The organism is Aurantimonas sp. A2-1-M11 (assembly GCF_036549475.1).
Taxonomy (GTDB): Bacteria; Pseudomonadota; Alphaproteobacteria; order Rhizobiales; family Rhizobiaceae; genus Aurantimonas.
The window spans coordinates 48,816-66,258 of the sequence record NZ_JAZHLI010000016.1; the positions used below are offsets into that span (position 1 = coordinate 48,816).

At 68.5% G+C, this 17,443-nt stretch carries 16 protein-coding genes; 3 read left to right on the forward strand and 13 right to left on the reverse strand.

Annotation, left to right across the window (positions count from 1 at the left end; genetic code table 11):
* Positions 1-40 precede the first annotated feature (40 nt).
* The 9 genes from VQ042_RS09680 to VQ042_RS09720 form a co-directional block, all read right to left on the reverse strand.
* Positions 41-1,000 (reverse strand): cell envelope integrity protein TolA, encoded by a 960-nt coding sequence (locus VQ042_RS09680; RefSeq protein WP_331818591.1) that lies wholly within the window; start codon positions 998-1,000, stop codon positions 41-43.
* A gap of 3 nt (positions 1,001-1,003) precedes the next feature.
* Positions 1,004-1,471, reverse strand: coding sequence for a TonB system transport protein ExbD (exbD, locus tag VQ042_RS09685; RefSeq protein WP_331818593.1), 468 nt, complete (start codon positions 1,469-1,471; stop codon positions 1,004-1,006).
* 4 nt (positions 1,472-1,475) lie between these two features.
* On the reverse strand, positions 1,476-2,612 hold the full coding sequence (exbB, locus tag VQ042_RS09690; protein ID WP_331818596.1) for a tonB-system energizer ExbB: 1,137 nt from the start codon (positions 2,610-2,612) through the stop codon (positions 1,476-1,478).
* Positions 2,613-2,764: 152 nt separating this feature from the next.
* Positions 2,765-3,541: an ABC transporter ATP-binding protein gene (locus tag VQ042_RS09695; RefSeq protein ID WP_331818597.1), complete on the reverse strand. Its 777-nt coding sequence runs from the start codon at positions 3,539-3,541 to the stop codon at positions 2,765-2,767.
* Positions 3,538-5,523 (reverse strand): Fe(3+)-hydroxamate ABC transporter permease FhuB, encoded by a 1,986-nt coding sequence (gene fhuB / locus VQ042_RS09700; protein ID WP_331818598.1) that lies wholly within the window; start codon positions 5,521-5,523, stop codon positions 3,538-3,540. The genes VQ042_RS09695 and fhuB overlap by 4 nt, the downstream gene beginning before the upstream one ends.
* Complete coding sequence (locus tag VQ042_RS09705; protein WP_331818599.1) at positions 5,520-6,416, reverse strand: ABC transporter substrate-binding protein; 897 nt, start codon at positions 6,414-6,416, stop codon at positions 5,520-5,522. Before VQ042_RS09705 ends, fhuB begins: the two co-directional genes overlap by 4 nt.
* Before the next feature lie 839 nt (positions 6,417-7,255).
* Positions 7,256-8,149 carry an NAD-dependent epimerase/dehydratase family protein gene (locus VQ042_RS09710; protein ID WP_331818601.1) on the reverse strand — a complete coding sequence of 298 codons (894 nt, stop codon included), beginning with the start codon at positions 8,147-8,149 and terminating at the stop codon, positions 7,256-7,258.
* A gap of 148 nt (positions 8,150-8,297) precedes the next feature.
* Positions 8,298-9,296 (reverse strand): ABC transporter permease, encoded by a 999-nt coding sequence (locus VQ042_RS09715; RefSeq protein ID WP_331818603.1) that lies wholly within the window; start codon positions 9,294-9,296, stop codon positions 8,298-8,300.
* A gap of 56 nt (positions 9,297-9,352) precedes the next feature.
* Complete coding sequence (locus tag VQ042_RS09720) at positions 9,353-10,093, reverse strand: ATP-binding cassette domain-containing protein (RefSeq protein ID WP_331818605.1); 741 nt, start codon at positions 10,091-10,093, stop codon at positions 9,353-9,355.
* A 661-nt stretch (positions 10,094-10,754) separates the two neighbouring features.
* On the opposite strand from VQ042_RS09720, the gene VQ042_RS09725 reads away from it, so the two are divergent.
* Positions 10,755-11,750 (forward strand): substrate-binding domain-containing protein, encoded by a 996-nt coding sequence (locus tag VQ042_RS09725; RefSeq protein ID WP_331818607.1) that lies wholly within the window; start codon positions 10,755-10,757, stop codon positions 11,748-11,750.
* Positions 11,751-12,220: 470 nt separating this feature from the next.
* On the forward strand, positions 12,221-12,931 hold the full coding sequence (locus VQ042_RS09730) for a FadR/GntR family transcriptional regulator (protein ID WP_442880063.1): 711 nt from the start codon (positions 12,221-12,223) through the stop codon (positions 12,929-12,931).
* 107 nt (positions 12,932-13,038) lie between these two features.
* On the opposite strand, the gene VQ042_RS09735 is transcribed toward VQ042_RS09730, so the two are convergent.
* Genes VQ042_RS09735 through nthA form a run of 3 tightly spaced genes read right to left on the reverse strand, consistent with a single transcriptional unit; the run spans position 13,039 to position 14,724 of the window.
* A complete protein-coding gene (locus VQ042_RS09735) occupies positions 13,039-13,431 on the reverse strand; it encodes a nitrile hydratase accessory protein (protein ID WP_331818611.1) in 393 nt (130 codons plus the stop codon).
* Positions 13,418-14,080 (reverse strand): nitrile hydratase subunit beta, encoded by a 663-nt coding sequence (gene nthB / locus VQ042_RS09740; RefSeq protein WP_331818613.1) that lies wholly within the window; start codon positions 14,078-14,080, stop codon positions 13,418-13,420. Before nthB ends, VQ042_RS09735 begins: the two co-directional genes overlap by 14 nt.
* Positions 14,077-14,724: a nitrile hydratase subunit alpha gene (gene nthA, locus VQ042_RS09745; protein WP_331818615.1), complete on the reverse strand. Its 648-nt coding sequence runs from the start codon at positions 14,722-14,724 to the stop codon at positions 14,077-14,079. Before nthA ends, nthB begins: the two co-directional genes overlap by 4 nt.
* A 362-nt stretch (positions 14,725-15,086) precedes the next feature.
* Between nthA and VQ042_RS09750 the strand changes: the two genes are divergently transcribed.
* Positions 15,087-16,451: an aspartate aminotransferase family protein gene (locus VQ042_RS09750; protein ID WP_331818617.1), complete on the forward strand. Its 1,365-nt coding sequence runs from the start codon at positions 15,087-15,089 to the stop codon at positions 16,449-16,451.
* Between the two features lie 82 nt (positions 16,452-16,533).
* Here the strand turns inward: VQ042_RS09750 and VQ042_RS09755 are convergent, their stop codons facing one another.
* Complete coding sequence (locus VQ042_RS09755; protein ID WP_331818619.1) at positions 16,534-17,436, reverse strand: hydrogen peroxide-inducible genes activator; 903 nt, start codon at positions 17,434-17,436, stop codon at positions 16,534-16,536.
* Positions 17,437-17,443: the final 7 nt, after the last annotated feature.

The following is a 17,443-nucleotide window of genomic DNA, read 5'->3' on the forward strand; positions in this document are numbered from 1 at the left end:
TAGACTGTTTCGCCGCCACGTTCCGCCGCGCGTCATGCGCCTACTGGAAGCGGATCGGTACCGTCAATGACACCGCGCCTCCGCCGGGCGGTGCGGGGAATGGGCTCGCCCGCCGCAGGAGCGAGACCGCGGCGTCGTCGAGGATCCGGCCGGCCGACCCGGCGACCCGCGCCGACGTGACGCGGCCATTGCCGTCCATCCGGAAGGCGACCGTCACTGTGCCGGACCCGCCGCCGCGCGGGCTGCGCTTGTAGCGGTTGAGCCGTGCCTGGACGGCGTTGCGCCAGCTTGCCAGCGCCGAACGCGAGACATTCGCGCCCTGGGAGACCTGCTGCTGCCGGCGGCCCGCGGTGGCGGTCGACGGCGGCGGAGCAGCCTTCTTCCCCTGCCGGTTCTGTTTGCGCTCGACGGGCTTGCGCCGCTCGCGCGGCTTGGCCTGCTTCGTCTCCTCGCGAGCGGCCTGGCGCACTCTCGGCGGCGGGTTCGGACGGAATGTCGGCACCGGCACCACGGCGGGTGCCGCCATCTGCTCCGGCTCAGGCTCCGGCTCCGGCTCGGGCTGCGGTTCGGCCTCCGGCTCCGGCGTCTCCGGCACCTTGGGTTCCTCTACCTCGGGCGGATCGACGGGCTCCGGCATCGGCTCGGGCGCAACGTCCTCTTCCGGCTCAGGCTTCGGCTCCGGAAGGGGGTCGGCGACCGGCTCGGGCTCTGCTTCCGCTTCGGGGGCCGGCTCCTCGGGCGGAGGCTCGGTGGATTCCGGCTCGGCGACGGCCTCCGTGGAGGCGACATCGGGTGTTGCGGCCGGCGCGGCGAGCTCGATCAGGATCGGCGCCTGCTCATTGCCCGCCGGCGCCTCTTCGGGCACCCGGGCGAGGACGGCATAGGCGACGGCACCGTGGGCCGCCAGGACCAGCATCGCCGCCAGCGGCCAGCGCAGCAGGGCTGCGCGTCCCGAACGGGTGCCGTCGCCGAAGGGGATCGGGTCGCCGCCGCTGGCCATGGGTCAGGGCTGCCCTGGGACTGCCGCAGCGGCGGTCGCCGCACCGGTGTCCTCGAGACCGACCAGGCCGATCTTCAGGTAGCCGGCGGTGCGCAGCGCATTCATCACCTCCATCAGGTCGCCATAGGCGATGGCGCCGTCGGCGCGCAGGAGAATGCGTTCGTCGCGATTGCCGCCGGTGGCCGCGTCGAGCGCCATGGCGAGGGCTGCGGAATCGACCGGATCCTCGCCGATCAGCAGCGTCTGGTCGCTCTGCACGGTCAGGTAGATCGGCTCGTCCGGCCGCTCGCGGGGTTCGGCGTTGGACAGGGGCATGTCGACCGGCGCGTCCACGGTCGACAGCGGAGCGGCGACCATGAAGATGATCAGCAGCACCAGCACCACGTCGATGAACGGGGTGACGTTGATTTCGGAGAGTTCGCCGGCGCCGCCCAGATCGTCGCCGCCACCCTGGTTGAGATTGATCCCCATCGGCCTACTCCGTGGCGGCCATCAACGGCGCCGCTCCCTGGCCGGTTCGGCGACGGTCGAGATCGCGCGACAGATGCTGCAGGACGAGGGCCGAGCCGTCGGACAGGACGGCGCGATAACCGGCAATCGAGCGGGCGAAGACGTTGTAGACGATGACCGCCGGAATGGCGGCCACGAGGCCGATCGCGGTGGCCAGCAAGGCCTCGGCGATGCCGGGGGCGACGACGGCGAGGTTGGTCGTGTTGGCCTGACTGATGCCGATGAAGGCGTTCATGATGCCCCAGACGGTGCCGAACAGGCCGACGAAGGGGGCCGTGGAGCCGATGGTCGCGAGAATGCCGGTGCCGCGCGAGATCGACCGGCCGGCGCCGGCCTCGATGCGCGACAGCGCGACGGAGACGCGCTCCCTGATGCCGTCGTCGGAGAGATCGGCCGAGCGGGCCCGCTCGGCGTCGGCGCTCTGGGCGAGGGCCGCCACCGGACCCCGCCAGCGGCGGCGCTGGGCGGTCAGCGCGTCGGACAGGGTGTCGGCACGGGCAAGCCGGCGGACGCCGGCGCGGGCGCGGCGTTTGGCAAGGAGCAATTCCAGCGCCTTGGACAGGCCGATGGTCCAGGTGACGAGCGAGGCGAAGGCCAGCCCGATCATCACCGCCTTCACCACCCAGTCGGCGGCCATGAACATGCCCATGGGCGACAGATCGTGGGGCAGGGCCGCGTTGCGCTCACCCGGTGCAGCGGCGGATGCCTGCGCCGTTGCGCCCGGTTGTGCTTCCCTGTTCGGGGCTGTCTCCGCCGGTGTAGCGGGCGCCGCAATTGTTGCGGGCGCGGCTGCGTCATTGGCGGTCGGTGTCGCCTCGCCCTCCGGCGAGGCCGCAGGCTCAGGGGCTCCCTGCGCGACCGGATCGGTCGTCCGGTCCTCTGCCGGCAAAACAGTCTCCGCACCTGCGTCGGAGTCGGCATCGGGTCCGGCAACGGGCGCCGTCACCGGTGCCGTCCCTTGTGATGTGCTCGGGCTGGCCGCAGGGACGTTCGTGTCCTGCGCCATGGCCGTGTCGCGCGGTTGCGGCGCGACTGCGACGATCAGGGCAATGGCGAATGCAAGCCGGGACAGGGCGGACCTGTGGGCGGGAAGATGGGTCATGTCTGGCCGTTCGTCCTTCGGGCGTTGCCCGGTCACTGTTCCACGGGGTCGGCCGTCGCGTTGCCGGCCCGATCGAGGGAGCGTTCCGCTGCGCATAATCTAATCTGATAGTAATAGTCAACTTTACGCATGGTGCTGTCGGAGTGCTGCCCTCAGCGCGGGAACGCCAGCTTCATGTCGTCGGAAGGCCTGGCCAGGACATCCATGGGAATTCCGTAGATGGCCTCCAGGCGTTCGGGGGTGATAATGCCGGCCGGCGCGCCCCGCGCCACAAGGCGCCCGTCCTTCAAGGCGATGATCTCGTCGCAGAACCGGGCCGCCATGTTGATCTCGTGCAGGACGACGATGACCCCGACGCCGCGCCGGTCGCAGAGGTCGCGCACCAGCGACAGCATCTCGATCTGGTGCGCCACGTCGAGGGCCGAGATCGGCTCGTCGAGGAGGAGATAGCCTGCGTCCTGGGCAACCAGCATGGCGAGCCAGACGCGTTGGCGCTCCCCGCCCGACAGGCTTTCCACGAAGCGGTCGGCATAGGTCGCGGTGTCGGTGAGCGCCAGGGCCTCGTCGACCTTCTCCCGGTCGGCGGGGCCGAACCGGCCGAGGGCGCCGTGCCAGGGGTAGCGGCCGAGCGCGACGAGTTCCTTGACCAGCATGCCGGGCACCAGCGGCGTGTGCTGCGGAAGATAGGCAATTCGCCGCGCCAGTTCCCGCTCGCCCCATTCCCCGATCGGCCGACCGTCGAAAGCGAGGCGTCCTGTCGTCGGGCGAAGCTGGCGCGCCAGGAGCTTCAGCAGCGTGGACTTGCCGGAACCGTTGTGTCCGACGAGGCCGGTGACGGTGCCATGGCCGAGGCTGAGTGTCAGGGGGGAGAGCAAGGTGCGCGCCGGCACGCCGACGCCTGCCTCCTCGAGGGTGAAAGCGGCGTTCATGATGTCGATCCTCTTCGACCGAGCAGAATCAGCAGGACGGGAGCCCCGACGAGGGCGGCGACCAAGCCGGTCGGCAATTGATAGGGAAAGGCGATCGTGCGCCCGAGGAAATCGGCAAGGGCCATGATCGCCGCCCCGGCGAGCCCGGCGACGAGAAGCGTCGGCAAGGGCTGGCGGATGCCGAGATAGTGGACCATGTGCGGCGCCATCAGCCCGACGAAGGTCAGCGGGCCGATGATCGGCGTCGCCGCGGCCGTCAGGAGGGCGGCGAGGACGAGAAGGCAGGCCCGAGCGAAGGCGAGCGGCACGCCGAGCGCGGCGGCCTGCCGGTCGCCCAGCGGCAGGATCGCCAGCCAGCGCAACGTCGGCACCGCCGCCCCGACCAGCAGGATTGCGGCGATCGCGACGGGGATCGCGTCGGCCATGGTAATGCCCTGGGTCGAGCCGCCCATCCAGTCGACGAGGATGAAGGCGCGCGGATCGCCCCCGGCCGCCAGCACGCCGACAACGGCATCGAGAAGCGCATTCAGCGCGATGCCGGCCAGAAGGATGGTCTCCGGCGAGAAGCCCGTGCGGCGGCCGTAGGCGAGGATCGCGACGAGAACGGCGAGGCCGCCGAGGCTGGTCGCCAGGCTTTCGCCAAAGAGCCCGAGATCGCCGACGACGAACAGCGACAGCGCGAAGGCGAAGGCCGAGCCGGCGCTAACGCCCAGAACCTCTGGGCTTGCCATCTCGTTGCCGGTCAGGCGCTGCAGGATTAATCCGGCGACAGCGACCATGGCCCCGGCCGAGGCCGCGGCGAGGAGCCGGGGTGCGCGCCAGGGCAGGATCGCGTCCCAGTCGGCGACGGGCAGGATCTGCCAGCCGCCGGCGGCGTCGCGCCCGACGAACAGCACCAGGACCAGAAGCAGCGCGAGCCCGCCGCACAGCGTCATTCGGATGCAGCGGCCAAAGTGGGCGGGCGCCTGGGAGACCGACGCCTCGAGTGCAGGGCGGACGTTCGCGCGCAGGCGCGGCAGCAGGAGCAGCAGCAGCGGCGAGCCGAAGATCGCCGTCACCGCGCCGGTCGGCAGGAACTCGGAGGACACGCCCGAGAGCAGCGTCACGGTGCAATCGGTCGCGAGCAGCAGCAGGGCGCCGATGACGCTCGACCAGACAAGCCGCTCGCCGAATTGCCGGGCGCCGGCCAGCCGCGCCAGGATCGGCGCGACGAGGCCGACGAAGCCGATGACGCCGACGGCGCTGGTCACGAAACAGGCGAGAAGCACGGCAAGAGCCACCGCCCCGAGTCGGATACGGGCCACGTGCAGCCCGAGGGATGACACGCTGGCATCGCCGAGGTCCAGCAGCGCGAGCGGCCGCACCAGCAGCCAGGCCGGCACGACCAGCACGGCGAGGCGCAGCGCGAGGTCGAGCGTCGGCTGCCAGCTCTGCTGGGCCAGCGAACCGGCGCCCCAGATGAACAGGCTGACCAGATAGCGGTCCTTGATCATGATCAGGATCGCCGAGAGCGCGCCGCAATAAAGGCTGACGACCAGGCCGGCAAGCACGAGGGAGACCGCCGAGAAATTGCGTCGCACGAGCAGGAAGACGACCAGCGTCGACAGGGCGCTGCCGCCGATCGCCACCAGGTCACGGCCAAAGCCGAAGAGCGCTGGCGCGAACAGCGTCGCCAGCGCCAGCGCCAGCCGGGCGCCGGCATCGATACCCAGTGTCGTCGGGGAGGCCAGAGGATTGCGCAGCACCTGCTGCAGGATCGCGCCGGATGCCGACAGGGCCGCGCCGCACAGGAGCGCCATGGCAAGGCGCGGGAGATCGGCATGGAGGAACACCACGCGCGCGGCATCGTAGCCTGCGGTCTCCGGCATCGCCCACAATTGGGCGATCGGGCCGGCGACGACGGCGACGAGCAGCATCGCGGCCGGGAGCGCCAGCACCGCGGTGAAGCGGGCCGGCCCGTTCATGCGCGGCGACAGGATCATGCGGGCGCGCGTTCCCCGGATTCGTCCGCCGGTCCGGCCAGGGCGTCGGTGAGGAGCCCGGCGATGCGCAGGGCCGAGGGAAGCGCGCCGAACATCAAGGCGGGCGGCAGGACGGTGACCTGTCCGGCCGCGACGAAGGGAAGCTCGCGCCAGAGCGGGCTTTCGCCGAGCGTCTGCAACAGGTTCGGCGGCAGCGGCTCGAAGGCGAAGAGGCGCACGTCGGCGGTGGTCGCCAGTGCCTCGATGCCGACGGTCGCAAAGCCCCAGTAATTGGTCTCGCCCGCATAGGCATTGGCCAGCCCGATCCGGTCCAGGACGGCCTGGTAGAGTCCCTTGCCGCCGAATACCCGCACATGGCGGGAATCCATGAAAGCGACGAGATAGACCGGCGACAGCGCCAGGCCGGAGAGGCGCCCGGCGCAGGCGGAAAACCCCGCGTCGACCGTCTCGAGATAGGCTGCGGCGGCGCCCTGCCGGCCGGTGCGCCGGCCAAGCTTGCGGGTGACCACACCGGCGCGCTCCAGCGGATCGGCGCCTTCCTGGTAGATGGTCAGGCGTTCGACGGGGGCGATGCGGGCAAGTGCCGGCTCCTGGCGCGCGACATATTCGGTGGTGAGGATCAGGTCCGGATCCAGCAGGGCCAGCCGCTCGAAATTGACCTGCAGGGTGGAGCCGAGATCGGCGACGCTTGCCGGCAGGGCCGGATCGGCGACCCATTCGTCCCAGTCTCCCGCAGCGGTCTGCGCGATCGGTGGATGGCCGAGCGCGAGCAGCGTTTCGGTCAGTGCATAGTCGAGTGAGGCGATACGCAGGTCGGTCGCCGTCACGGCCGGCCGCGTGGACATCGCCAGCGTCGCCAGCCCGCCGAGCAGGACACGTCTGTCGATCACCATGAGGCAGCAGCCACGGGCGCATCGTCCTGATCGGCCTTAGAGATTGTTGTCATCCAGATACAGCGTCTATCTTGCCACGATCGCTACAGGGTTTGCGTACATCCGATTTCATTCGGGACGGCCCGGACCGACCAAGCTGCCGCCCGGCAGTTCGAGAGCGCAACGGTCCCGCCGAGACCCGGACACCTCGGAAACGGCCAAATGTTGACTCTACAATTCATGTTTATCTATCGCTCGACTGCGTCCAAGGGCAAGGGGTCCTCGACAGAAGGGCTGTGCGACATCGGGAATTACCGGCCATCGAGGTCGCGCCAACCCGTGCGACGCGCGGGGTGAGGCGTCCCACGTCACGGCCCGCGGCAAGTCTCGCACTGTTGCCGGCGGCGGCGCTGGCACAGGACGCCCGGTCGCGCTGGACACGGTGACGATAGAGGCTATCGGCAATTGGCAGACGGGACGTCCGGCGACCCGGCAATAAGGCGGCCAGGGCGCCGACTACGCCGCCAACGGCCATGTCGCCGAGACACCGCGTCCGCCGCCAAGACCGACCTGGCGATCGTCGAGCTCTTGCGCATGGTGACCGGGGTCACGCCGGAGCAGTTCGACGACCGTGCTGTCCAGTCATTCACAAAGCGCTGGCCTATTCGGCCGCGGCGCCTTCAGCATCGATCCGCGCTTCCATTCCTTCCAAATCCGCGATCATCGATCTGACCTCGAAACGGCGGATGACGGAGAGCTTTCGGCAGATCGGCGCCGAATACGGCACCAAGGACCGCTACCAGGTGACCTTCGACGCGACCGGTCCGCCGGGCGAGTCGGGCTCGACCTCCTACCGGGCGTCAGACGGAGACGTATTTGCGCCAGTCGTGTTCCTCCCGGAAGCCGAGGACGTCGCGGATCTTGCGATTGGACAGCGGCGCCTCGTAGGTGCCGAGTTCGCGGGCGACGGGAATTTGCGGGCAGTATTTGGCCAGGAACTCGGCCGTCGGCATGTTGGCGGTGATCGTGTCGTTGGTGGCATTGAACACCTGGAAGCCGAGGCCGTCCTTGGCGATCGCGAGGTCCACCATCTGCCCCAGATCGCGTGCGTCGATGTAGCTCCAGGCATTGCGCTTGCGCGACATCGGGTCGGCGAGGAAGCCCGGGAACATGTCGTATTCGTGCGGCTCGATGACGTTGCCGATGCGCAGGGCGTAGATGTCGGCGCCCGAGCGCATGGCGAAGGCGCGGGCGGTCTTCTCGTTCACCACCTTCGACAGGCCGTAGCTGTCCATCGGGTCGATGTCGTAATCCTCCTCCAGCGGGAACCGGTGGAAATCCTTGTCGCCTTCGGCGAAGCACACGCCGTAGGTCGTTTCGCTGGAGGCGATGACGATCTTGCGGATGCCCAGCTTCACCGCCGCCTCGATGACGTTGTAGGTGCCGATCGTGTTGACGCGGAAGGTCTCGTTGTCCGGCCGGATCAGGACGCGCGGGATCGCCGCGAAATGGACCACCGCGTCGATCGCCGCCGGACCGGTGCCGGTCGCAAATTCCTCGAGCCCGAAATGGCTGGACAGGGCATTGTACATCTGGCCGCTGTCGGTGATGTCGGCATTCAGATTGTCGACGCCGTCATGGTCGAAGGGCACCAGATCGACGTTCAGCACCTTGTGGCCCTTGTCGAGGAGATAGGGGACCACGTGGCGTCCGGCCTTGCCGGTGCCGCCGGTGAAGACGATACGTTTGCTCATTCGGGAATCTCCTTGTCAGTTCATGCGGCTCTGGCCGCAACGGTGCCACCGGTCGCTCCGGGCGGAACGGCGTGGTCGCGGCACGCGTCGTGCCGAGGTGGGGCAGTTCGCACGCCTGGCCAGTGGCGCGGCGTCGTCGCGGGCTGCGCTATTCGCGCAGCCTGAAGTTGCGGATACGGTCGAAGAGCACCGCCAGGATGATCGCGCCGCCGATGAAGGCGCCCTGCCAGAAGGCATTGATGCCGAGAAGCCCGAGGCTGTTGCGGATCACCTCGATCAGCCCTGCACCAACGAGGGCCCCGAAGGCCGTGCCGACGCCGCCGGCCAGATTGGCGCCGCCGATGACCGCTGCCGCAATGACCTGCAGCTCCATGCCGGCGCCGATATTCGTCGTCACGGCGCCGAGCCAGCCGGTCTGGATGATGCCGGCAATGCCGGCGCTCAGGGCGGAGATCATGTAGACCGCCACCTTGATCGGCCGCACCGGAACGCCGGTGAGGGTGGCGGCATGCTCGTTGCCGCCGATGGCGAAGACATGCCGGCCGAACTTCGTCCAGCGCAGGACGAAGCCGGTGATCAGCGCCAGGACGACCATGTAGACGACGGGATTGGCGATGCCGAAGAAGAAGGCGCCGCCCCCCAGCGCCAGGAGCGCATCGTGATCCGGGCCGAACTCGAAGACCACCGTGTTGTTGGACACCACCATGGCCAGGCTGCGGGCGAGCGACAGCATGCCGAGGGTCACCACGAAGGGCGGGAAGTCGAGATAGGCGATGAGGACGCCGTTGAACGCGCCGACCAGCAGCGCGGTGCCGATCGCCGCGGCGATGCCGATCTCGATCGAATAACCGGCATGCATGACGACGGCGAGCACCATCGAGCACAGGCACAGCACGGAGCCGACCGACAGGTCGATGCCGCCGCTGATGATAACCAGCGTCATGCCCAGCGCGACGATCGCCGTGAAGGAGACGTTCCGGCTGATATTGTAGAGGTTCCGGCTCGTGGCGAAGGAATCGGTCGCGGCGGACAGATAGAGGCAGGCGACGACGAGGGCGACCACCACCCAGAAGGTCTGGCTCGCAAATAGCGAGCTCAGCCAGCTTGGCTGCTTGTCTTCGATCGGTTGGTCCAGCGTGAATGCCATGGCGGGTGTCCTGGAGGTCGTCTCGGGGCTTGACGTGAGTGCGTCTCGACTGTGGATCAGGCGTGTTCGATCGCGCCGGTGATCAGGCCCGTCACCTCCTCGGGCGAGCTGTCCGCGACCGTCTTGTCGGCGACCTTGCGGCCGCGGCGCATGACGATCACCCGGTCGGCGACGGTGAAGACGTCCGGCATGCGATGGCTGATCAGGACGACCGTGATGCCCTGATCGCGCAGGCGCCGGATGAGACTGAGCACCTCGGCGACCTGGCGCACGGAGATCGCCGCGGTCGGCTCGTCCATCAGGACGATCTTGGCATCGGACAGGCGCGTGCGTGCGATGGCTACGGCCTGGCGCTGGCCACCCGACATCTTCCGCACCAGGTCGCGCGGCCGGGTCTCCGATTTCAGCTCGGCGAAGATCTCCCCGGCGCGCTTGTACATGCCGGGATAGTCGAGAATGCTGAAGGGCCAGATGCCGCGCCGCAATTCGCGGCCGAGATAGACGTTGGCGGCCGCCGTGAGATTGTCGCAGAGCGCCAGGTCCTGGTGGACGATCTCGATGCCGTGCTCGCGGGCCTCGACGGGCCTGTGCATCACCAGCGGCATGTCGTTCATCCACAACGTGCCGTGGCTGGGGCGGAAATTGCCGGCGATCATCTTGACCAGCGTCGACTTGCCGGCGCCGTTGTCGCCCATCAGGCCGACGACCTCGCCGGGCATCAGCGAAAAGGACACGTCGTTGACCGCCTGGATGGCCCCGAAATGCTTCGACACGTTCTTGAGTTCGAGAACCGACACGTCAGACCGTCCCTCCCATGTCCATCTCCCGGCCCCTGCTTCCGTCTTCGGCTGCCGATCCGGTGATCCTCTAGGGACCGCGGAACCTGCCACAGCGGCATGTGAAGCAGGCCTCCGCGGCCGCGCGAACATCGCGTTTCGAGGGCGATAAGGCACGCTCGCCGCGCGGGCGTCAACGGGATTTGCGGGTATTTGTCGGCAATCCGGCATTTTTTACTTGTGTCGGAAAATACGGTTGACCGTCTTTACGGCCCACGCTTAGATACCGATCGGATGGCAACTTGGGTTGCAGCGCAGCAGCTTTCATGATGCGCTGCAATACTTCAGGAAGGCATGTTATCGGGCAGGGCGGCGCAGTCGAAACGGTGCCCGAAGCTGACTGTTTGCTGGCGTACCGTTCGGCGCGAGACGGTGGTGACGGTCAGCCCTGCCAGGCCTGCTGCCGGTGGCATCGGCACATAATGCGCGCCGGTTGGAAGCGTATCTGCGAGCGCGGGAGGCGCCCGCAGCGATCGGTGGGCCCACAATTGTACGGGTCCCGCCGCTGGAGTGTGCCGCTGCGGATCTGGGCAGCGGAAACCGGACTGCGGACGCCTAGCCGCTGCCGCAAGCGAAGCCGTCGCCATCCTTCGAGGGCGCGGGCAATCACTGGGAGGACGATATGAAGACTTCGACGTTACTGGCCGCCGTGGCGGCCGCGGCGCTGACCCTTGGAGCCGGGCCGGCACTCGCCAAGAAGCAGCTGGTGATCGTGGTGAAGGGCCTCGACAACCCGTTCTTCGAGGCCATCAACCAGGGCTGCCAGAAATGGAACCAGGAAAACGCCGATTCCGAGTATGAGTGCTTCTACACCGGTCCCGCCTCCACGTCCGACGAGGCCGGCGAGGCGCAGATCGTCCAGGACATGCTCGGCAAGGCCGATACGGCGGCGATGGCAATCTCGCCCTCCAACGCCAAGCTGATCGCCCAGACCCTGCGAACGTCCAGCCCGACGGTCCCGATCATGACCATCGATGCGGATCTCGCCGAGGAGGATTCCGACCTGCGCCTGACCTATCTGGGCACCGACAACTACCTGATGGGCAAGCGGATCGGCGAATACATCGCCGAGGCGAAGCCGGACGGGGGCACGGTCTGTACCATTCAGGGCAATCCGGGGGCCGACAACATCCTGCGCCGTGCGCAGGGCATGCGCGACGCGCTCTCGGGCGAGGAAGGACTGCCGGCGCTGGCCGGCGAGGGCGGCTGGACAGAGGTGGCGGGCTGTCCGGTCTTCACCAATGACGACGGCGCCAGGGGCGTCCAGGCGATGACCGACATCCTCGCCGCCAATCCGGACCTCGACGCCTTCGGGATCATGGGCGGGTGGCCGATGTTCGGCGCGCCACAGCCCTATCGCGATCTCATCGGACCCTTCGCCGACCGGATCGCCAACAACGACTTCGTCGTCGGCGCCGCCGACACGATCGGCGACCAGGTGGCGATTGCCGGCGAGGGGCTCGTGACCGCCCTGGTCGGCCAGCGGCCGTTCGAGATGGGCTACCTGGCACCCACGGTGATGATCGACCTGATCGAGGGCAAGACCGTCGAAGACCCGGTCTTCACCGGTCTCGACGAATGCACCAAGGATACCGTCGACACCTGCATCCAGAAGTAAGGCGTCCCGGGAGCGGCCGGTCGCCTGCCGTTCCGGACCCATCGCCACGATCATCGGCCGCCTGCAGCATGTTTGCAGGCGGCCGACACGCGTCTGGCATGTGCCTGAAACGGATTGCGGTGCCGTCCGGGCCTGGGCTGATGGGACGGGACAGCGCCTCCGACGAGCCGCCGCATAATCCGGGGCCGTGACGTCTCGCGGCGACACGCGCGGAGCGCCACGGGAGCCGCCACCAATCCTCACGCGGGCGGGGACTGACCCAAATGGGCGGACTCCGGACACATCCCGCAAGCGATGCGACGAAAGCTGCAGGCGCGGGTCATCGACGGGGCATGTCATCATATGTTGTTGTGAGGCCGGGGAGGCTCGGCAGCGCCGCTTTGCCAGGCGGAGAGCCGGGCGGGTGATCTGCGTCGCGCCGGGAGGAGGAGTGCGATGCGGTGACGGACAAAGCCAAGGACGACCGGCCCCTGACGGCACGGGTCGTGGACGAATTGCGCGAGCGGATCGAGGCGGGCGACTATGCGCCCGGGGACAGGCTGCCGACCGAGCCCGTGCTGGTCGCGCGTTTCGGCTACAGCCGGACGGTGATCCGCGAGGCGATTGCCGCGTTGCGCGCCGACAGGCTGGTGGAATCGCGGCAGGGGGTGGGCGTGTTCGTTCTCGGGCCACGCCAGCGCGAACAACTGCCGGCGCTGTTTGCCGATGCGAGCGACAAGATTTCCGACATCATCGAGGATCTGGAGCTGCGGCTGGGCATCGAGGTGGAGGCCGCCGGGCTCGCGGCCCTGCGCAGTTCACCGGCGCAGGAGGCGGAGATCCAGGCCCAGATCGAGAGTTTCGAGCGGGTGGTCGCGGAAGGGCGCTCCACCGAGAATGCCGATTTCGCCTTCCACATGGCCGTGGCCGCCGCCACCAACAACCAGCGCTTCAAGGCGTTTCTCGAGCATATCGGCCGGCGCATCATCCCGCGCGTCAAGTTCCGCACGGCGATGGGTGGCATCGATCCCCTGCCGAACCGCGACGAGGAACTGCTGGCCGAACATATCGCCGTCGCCGAGGCGATCTGGGCCCGCGACCCCGAGGCGGCGCGGGAGGCCATGCGCCGCCATCTGCAGGACTCCGTCAAACGCTACCGGGCCATCACCCGCGCGTCCCGCCCGGTGCATGGCAACGATTGAGCGCGGCGCGCCGGTCATCATCCGGTGGGGTCACGGACATCGTATGACCGTCGGGACGGACGCCACACGGTCCGGGCCTGTCGCGCGAGATCGCACGAGCGGGCGGTTCAGTTCTTTGCGGGCAGCAGCCCGGCCTGGTAGCGGATCGGCGTGCCGTGCGGCGTCGCTTCGGCGGCGCGGTGCCAGACCGTCTGGGCCGCATCCACGGCAGCGGCCGTGACCAGCCCACTGGTGGCTAGGACCTCTTCCAGCGCTGCGAGCCAGGCGGTGAAATAGGCATCCGCGGCGGCCTGCGGAGTGGTTTGGCCGGCGGGCAGGGCGGCGCAGGCCCGGCCGAGCGCGGCGGCCCAGTCGGGCCAGGCGAGGATGCCGCGCTCGTTGAGCGCGACCGTCATGGCGAAGGCCTTGGCCTGCCAGGGCTCGAAGAAGACCGGCTCGCCCGCCTCGTCGCGCGGCAGGCCCGGCGAAGCGGCAGCAAGGGTCTGCTCAGGCGCGCTCAAGATAGGGCTCCCAGGCATCGACGGAGACAAGATCGTCCGGCGAGGCGTCGCCGCCCCACAGCGTATGGGCATCGAAGACGATGGTGTAGAGCCAGTGCGCCTCATGATCGTCGCCCCTGGCGCTGGCATCGGCAAAGACGTGGAAGCCCTGCACCCGCTCGATCGTGCCGGTCTTCTCGCGGGCATAGGCGGGCAGGCGGACGTGATGGCGCGGCTGGAGGTTGCGGGTGCGTACCGGGTCTCCGGGCGCGAAGGCCGGCGTCCGGCCCTGCGGGTCGCGGTCGGCCGGGTTGCCCTTGGCAAGGGCCGTCGCGACGGCCTCGGCCTTCAGCACGCGGTTCGGCGGCACGGTCAGGTCGAGGGGGCGGCCGGCGCGCAATTCGCGATGGCTGACGAGGCCGTGGCGCAGAAGCAGCGTTTCCAGCCCCTTGATCCAGATCTCGTAATAGGACGAGCCGTAATAATCGGCCGGGTGCCGGTCCTCGCGGGCGGCGCGGCTTTCGTCGATCGACCAGTGGCCCATGGCACCGGCGGCGAGCGTCAGAGCCAGGGCGCGCCGTTCCCAGGGCGCATGGAAGAGCGGTTCGTCGGGCTCGGGCGCGATCGGGCCGAAGCCGTGGCGCCCGCCGAGATCGTGCGGGCCGTTCACGCTGCCGGCTCGCGCGCGGCATCCGAGGGCAGCGCCCGTTCGGTGCCGATCATGGAATTGCGGGTGACGAGGGCGGCCAGTGCGGCCTCGGACAGATCCTCGGTGCCTGCCGGGCGCTCGGGCACAACGAGATAGCGCAGCTCGGCGGTGGAATCCCAAACCCGGACCGACACGCCGGCAGGCAGGTCCAGGCCGAATTCGCGCAGCACCCCGCGCGGATCGGACACCGCCCGGGAGCGGTAGGGCGGCGATTTGTACCAGACCGGCGGCAGGCCGAGAACGCTCCACGGATAGCAGGAGCACAGGGTGCAGACGACGAGATTGTGGCGCTCGGGCGTGTTGAACACGGCCTGCATGTGCTCGCCCTGGCGCCCGGTGAAGCCGAGGGACGCGATGGCGGCGGTGGCGTCGCGTTCGAGCCAGGCGGCGTAGTCGGGGTCGGCCCATGCCTTCGCCACCACCATGGCGCCGTTGCGCGGTCCGATCCTCGATTCGTAGGTGTCGATGATCGCGTCGAGGGCGGCCGGATCGACCATACCCTTCTCGGTCAGGATCGTCTCCAGCGCCATGACGCGGGCGGTCATCGGGTCGAGATGATTGTCGTGGTCGTGATGATGATCGTCCCTGCCGTGCGACCCCGTCATGAATCCTCCCGGATGTTTCGTCGTGTCGGAGGCGTGCCCGCGGCCATACGGCATCGGACGACCGGCTCCTCTTCCGGCGCAGATGATAGGCGCGGCGGGGGAATTTACCAACATGGCCACCGGGCCCGGGGACGTCGCGACGGCAGCCGGGCGTATTGCCCGTTGACCGGAACGGGTGTTGAGGCGCACGACAGGCCAACGACAGCATCTGCCCGAGACCGAACCGAGTGTCGGGAAGCACGATGCTGGGATCTCGTCAGTAGCGCGTCCTTCGTGCGTCCTGTCGGACACACGGCGCTCCAAGCGAAGCGGCGGCGCAAGGACTGCCCGCCGGTCGGCCCGATGCCCGGAGTATTGCCCCCATGACGGTTCAGCCCAATTCGATCGAGGGGCGCGACATCGCGTTCCACCTGCACAGCTACACCAATGCCCGCAAGCACGAAGCGGTCGGGCCGATCGTCATGGAATCGGGCGAGGGGGTGTATGTCACCGACACCGACGGCAACCGCTACATCGAGGCGATGGCGGGGCTGTGGTCGGTCGCCGTGGGCTTCGGCGAGACGCGCCTCGTCGAGGCGGCGGCCCGGCAGATGCAGAAGCTGAACTACTACCACACCTTCACCCACAAATCGCACGGACCGGCGATCGAACTGGCCGAGAAGCTGGTGGCGATGGCGCCGGTGCCGATGTCGAAGGCCTATTTCACCAATTCGGGGTCCGAAGCCAACGACACGATGATCAAGCTGGTGCGCTACCGCTCGAACGCGCTCGGCCAGCCGCAGAAGAAGAAGATCATCAGTCGGAACCGTGGCTATCACGGCGTGACCCTGGCCTCGGCGAGCCTGACCGGCCTTCCCAACAACCATCGCGCCTTCGACCTGCCGATGTCCGGCATCCTGCATACGACCTGCCCGCATTACTGGCGCGAAGGCCGCGACGGCGAGAGCGAGGAGGCCTTTGCGACGCGCTGCGCCGACGATCTGGAGGCGATGATCCAGGCCGAGGGGCCGGAGACGGTCGCCGCCTTCATCGCCGAGCCGGTGATGGGTGCGGGCGGCGTGGTGGTGCCGCCAGCGACCTATTGGAAGAAGATCCAGGCGGTGCTGAAACGGCACGACATCCTGCTGGTCGCGGACGAGGTGATCTGCGGCTTCGGCCGGACGGGCAAGATGTTCGGCTGCCAGACCTACGGGATCGAGCCGGATATCCTGACGCTCTCCAAGGCGCTGTCGTCGTCCTATCTGCCGATCTCGGCGCTGCTGATCAACGAGAAGGTCTATGGGCCGGTGGCGGACCAGTCCTCCGAGATCGGCACGTTCGGCCATGGCTACACGGCCTCGGGTCATCCCGTGGCGGCTGCGGTGGCCCTGGAGAACCTGAAGATCATCGAGGAGCGCGATCTTGTCGCCAATGCGCGCGAGATGGGCGAGGCGATGCAGGCCGGACTGCGCACGCTCGCGGACCATCCGCTGGTGGGCGAGGTGCGCGGCGTCGGCCTGATCGCGGCGATCGAGCTGGTTACCGACAAGCAGGCAAAACTGTCGATGCAGCCGCCGGGAGATCTGGCGGCGCGCGGCTTCGCGATCATGCAGAAGCACGGCGTCATCTCCCGCGCCATGGGGGATGCGCTGGCCTTCTGCCCGCCGCTGATCGTCGAGAAAGAGCACATCGCCACCATCGTCGAGACGACGGCGCGCAGTCTCGACGAATTGCAGGCCAGCCTCTGACCACGGACCACCGCACCCCGTAACGGCCGGTCCTGCATCCGCCCTGGTCCGGGCAGGACCGACCTACGCGCTGTGCCTCGTCTCAGGCCGCTTCCGCCATGGTCTGCGAACGGCGCAGCAATGCGGCGAGGGCCTCGAAGTCGCGGCGCCGCGCCGTCGAGGGGCGGAAGGCGAGGGCGATGGTCCGGTACGGCATCGGCGCCTCGAAGGGCAGGATCGCGATGCCGCCGCTGCGGGTCTCGTCGGGGATCGCCATTTCCGGGATCAGTGTCGCCCCGAGGCCGCCGGAAACCATCCTGAGGATCGTCGTCAGGCTGGTGGCGCCGAGGCCGGCCATCTGCCCCGCATCGGCGATGCGGCAGATGTCGAGCGCCTGGGCGCGCAGGCAATGGCCTTCCTCCAGCAGGATCAGCCGTTCGTTGCGCAGGGCCGACAGGGGCACAGGTTCCGCCACGCGCGTGGCCTCGGCCGCCGGCAACGCCAGATAGAAGCGGTCCTCGAACAGCGGGATGGATTCGAGCAACGGATCGTCCAGCGGCAATGCGACGACGGCGCAGTCGATCTCGCCGACCGCCAGATCGGCGATCAGCCGATCGGTGACGCTCTCGCGGATCTCGCAGACGAGCTGGGGATAAGCGCTGGAGAGTTCGCGCAGGAAGGTCGGCAGGATGTAGGGCGCGACCGAAGCGATCATGCCGAGCCGCAGACGCCGCGACAACAGCGCCTCGCCGGCGGTCGCCAGGCTTTCCAGTTCCTGCATCTCGGACAGGATGCGCCGGACCCGCTCGCCGATGAGGACGCCGTCGCTGGTCAGCGTGACGCCGGAGGGCGCGCGCTGGAACAGGGGCCCGCCGAAAAACTCCTCCATCTGGGCGATCTGCGCCGACAGCGCCGGCTGGCTGATGTTGAGCCGTTTGGCGGCTTGGCCGAAATGCAGGGTTTCGCTGAGAGTGCTGAAATAGCGGAGCTGTCGAATGGTGATCATGTCCGAT

Coding starts and splice junctions, on each gene's coding strand:
- VQ042_RS09680 (WP_331818591.1), bottom strand. CDS start 1,000: ATGGCCAGCGGCGGCGACCCGATCCCCTTCGGCGACGGCACCCGTTCG.
- exbD (WP_331818593.1), bottom strand. CDS start 1,471: ATGGGGATCAATCTCAACCAGGGTGGCGGCGACGATCTGGGCGGCGCC.
- exbB (WP_331818596.1), bottom strand. CDS start 2,612: ATGACCCATCTTCCCGCCCACAGGTCCGCCCTGTCCCGGCTTGCATTC.
- VQ042_RS09695 (WP_331818597.1), bottom strand. CDS start 3,541: ATGAACGCCGCTTTCACCCTCGAGGAGGCAGGCGTCGGCGTGCCGGCG.
- fhuB (WP_331818598.1), bottom strand. CDS start 5,523: ATGATCCTGTCGCCGCGCATGAACGGGCCGGCCCGCTTCACCGCGGTG.
- VQ042_RS09705 (WP_331818599.1), bottom strand. CDS start 6,416: ATGGTGATCGACAGACGTGTCCTGCTCGGCGGGCTGGCGACGCTGGCG.
- VQ042_RS09710 (WP_331818601.1), bottom strand. CDS start 8,149: ATGAGCAAACGTATCGTCTTCACCGGCGGCACCGGCAAGGCCGGACGC.
- VQ042_RS09715 (WP_331818603.1), bottom strand. CDS start 9,296: ATGGCATTCACGCTGGACCAACCGATCGAAGACAAGCAGCCAAGCTGG.
- VQ042_RS09725 (WP_331818607.1), top strand. CDS start 10,755: ATGAAGACTTCGACGTTACTGGCCGCCGTGGCGGCCGCGGCGCTGACC.
- nthA (WP_331818615.1), bottom strand. CDS start 14,724: ATGACGGGGTCGCACGGCAGGGACGATCATCATCACGACCACGACAAT.
- VQ042_RS09750 (WP_331818617.1), top strand. CDS start 15,087: ATGACGGTTCAGCCCAATTCGATCGAGGGGCGCGACATCGCGTTCCAC.
- VQ042_RS09755 (WP_331818619.1), bottom strand. CDS start 17,436: ATGATCACCATTCGACAGCTCCGCTATTTCAGCACTCTCAGCGAAACC.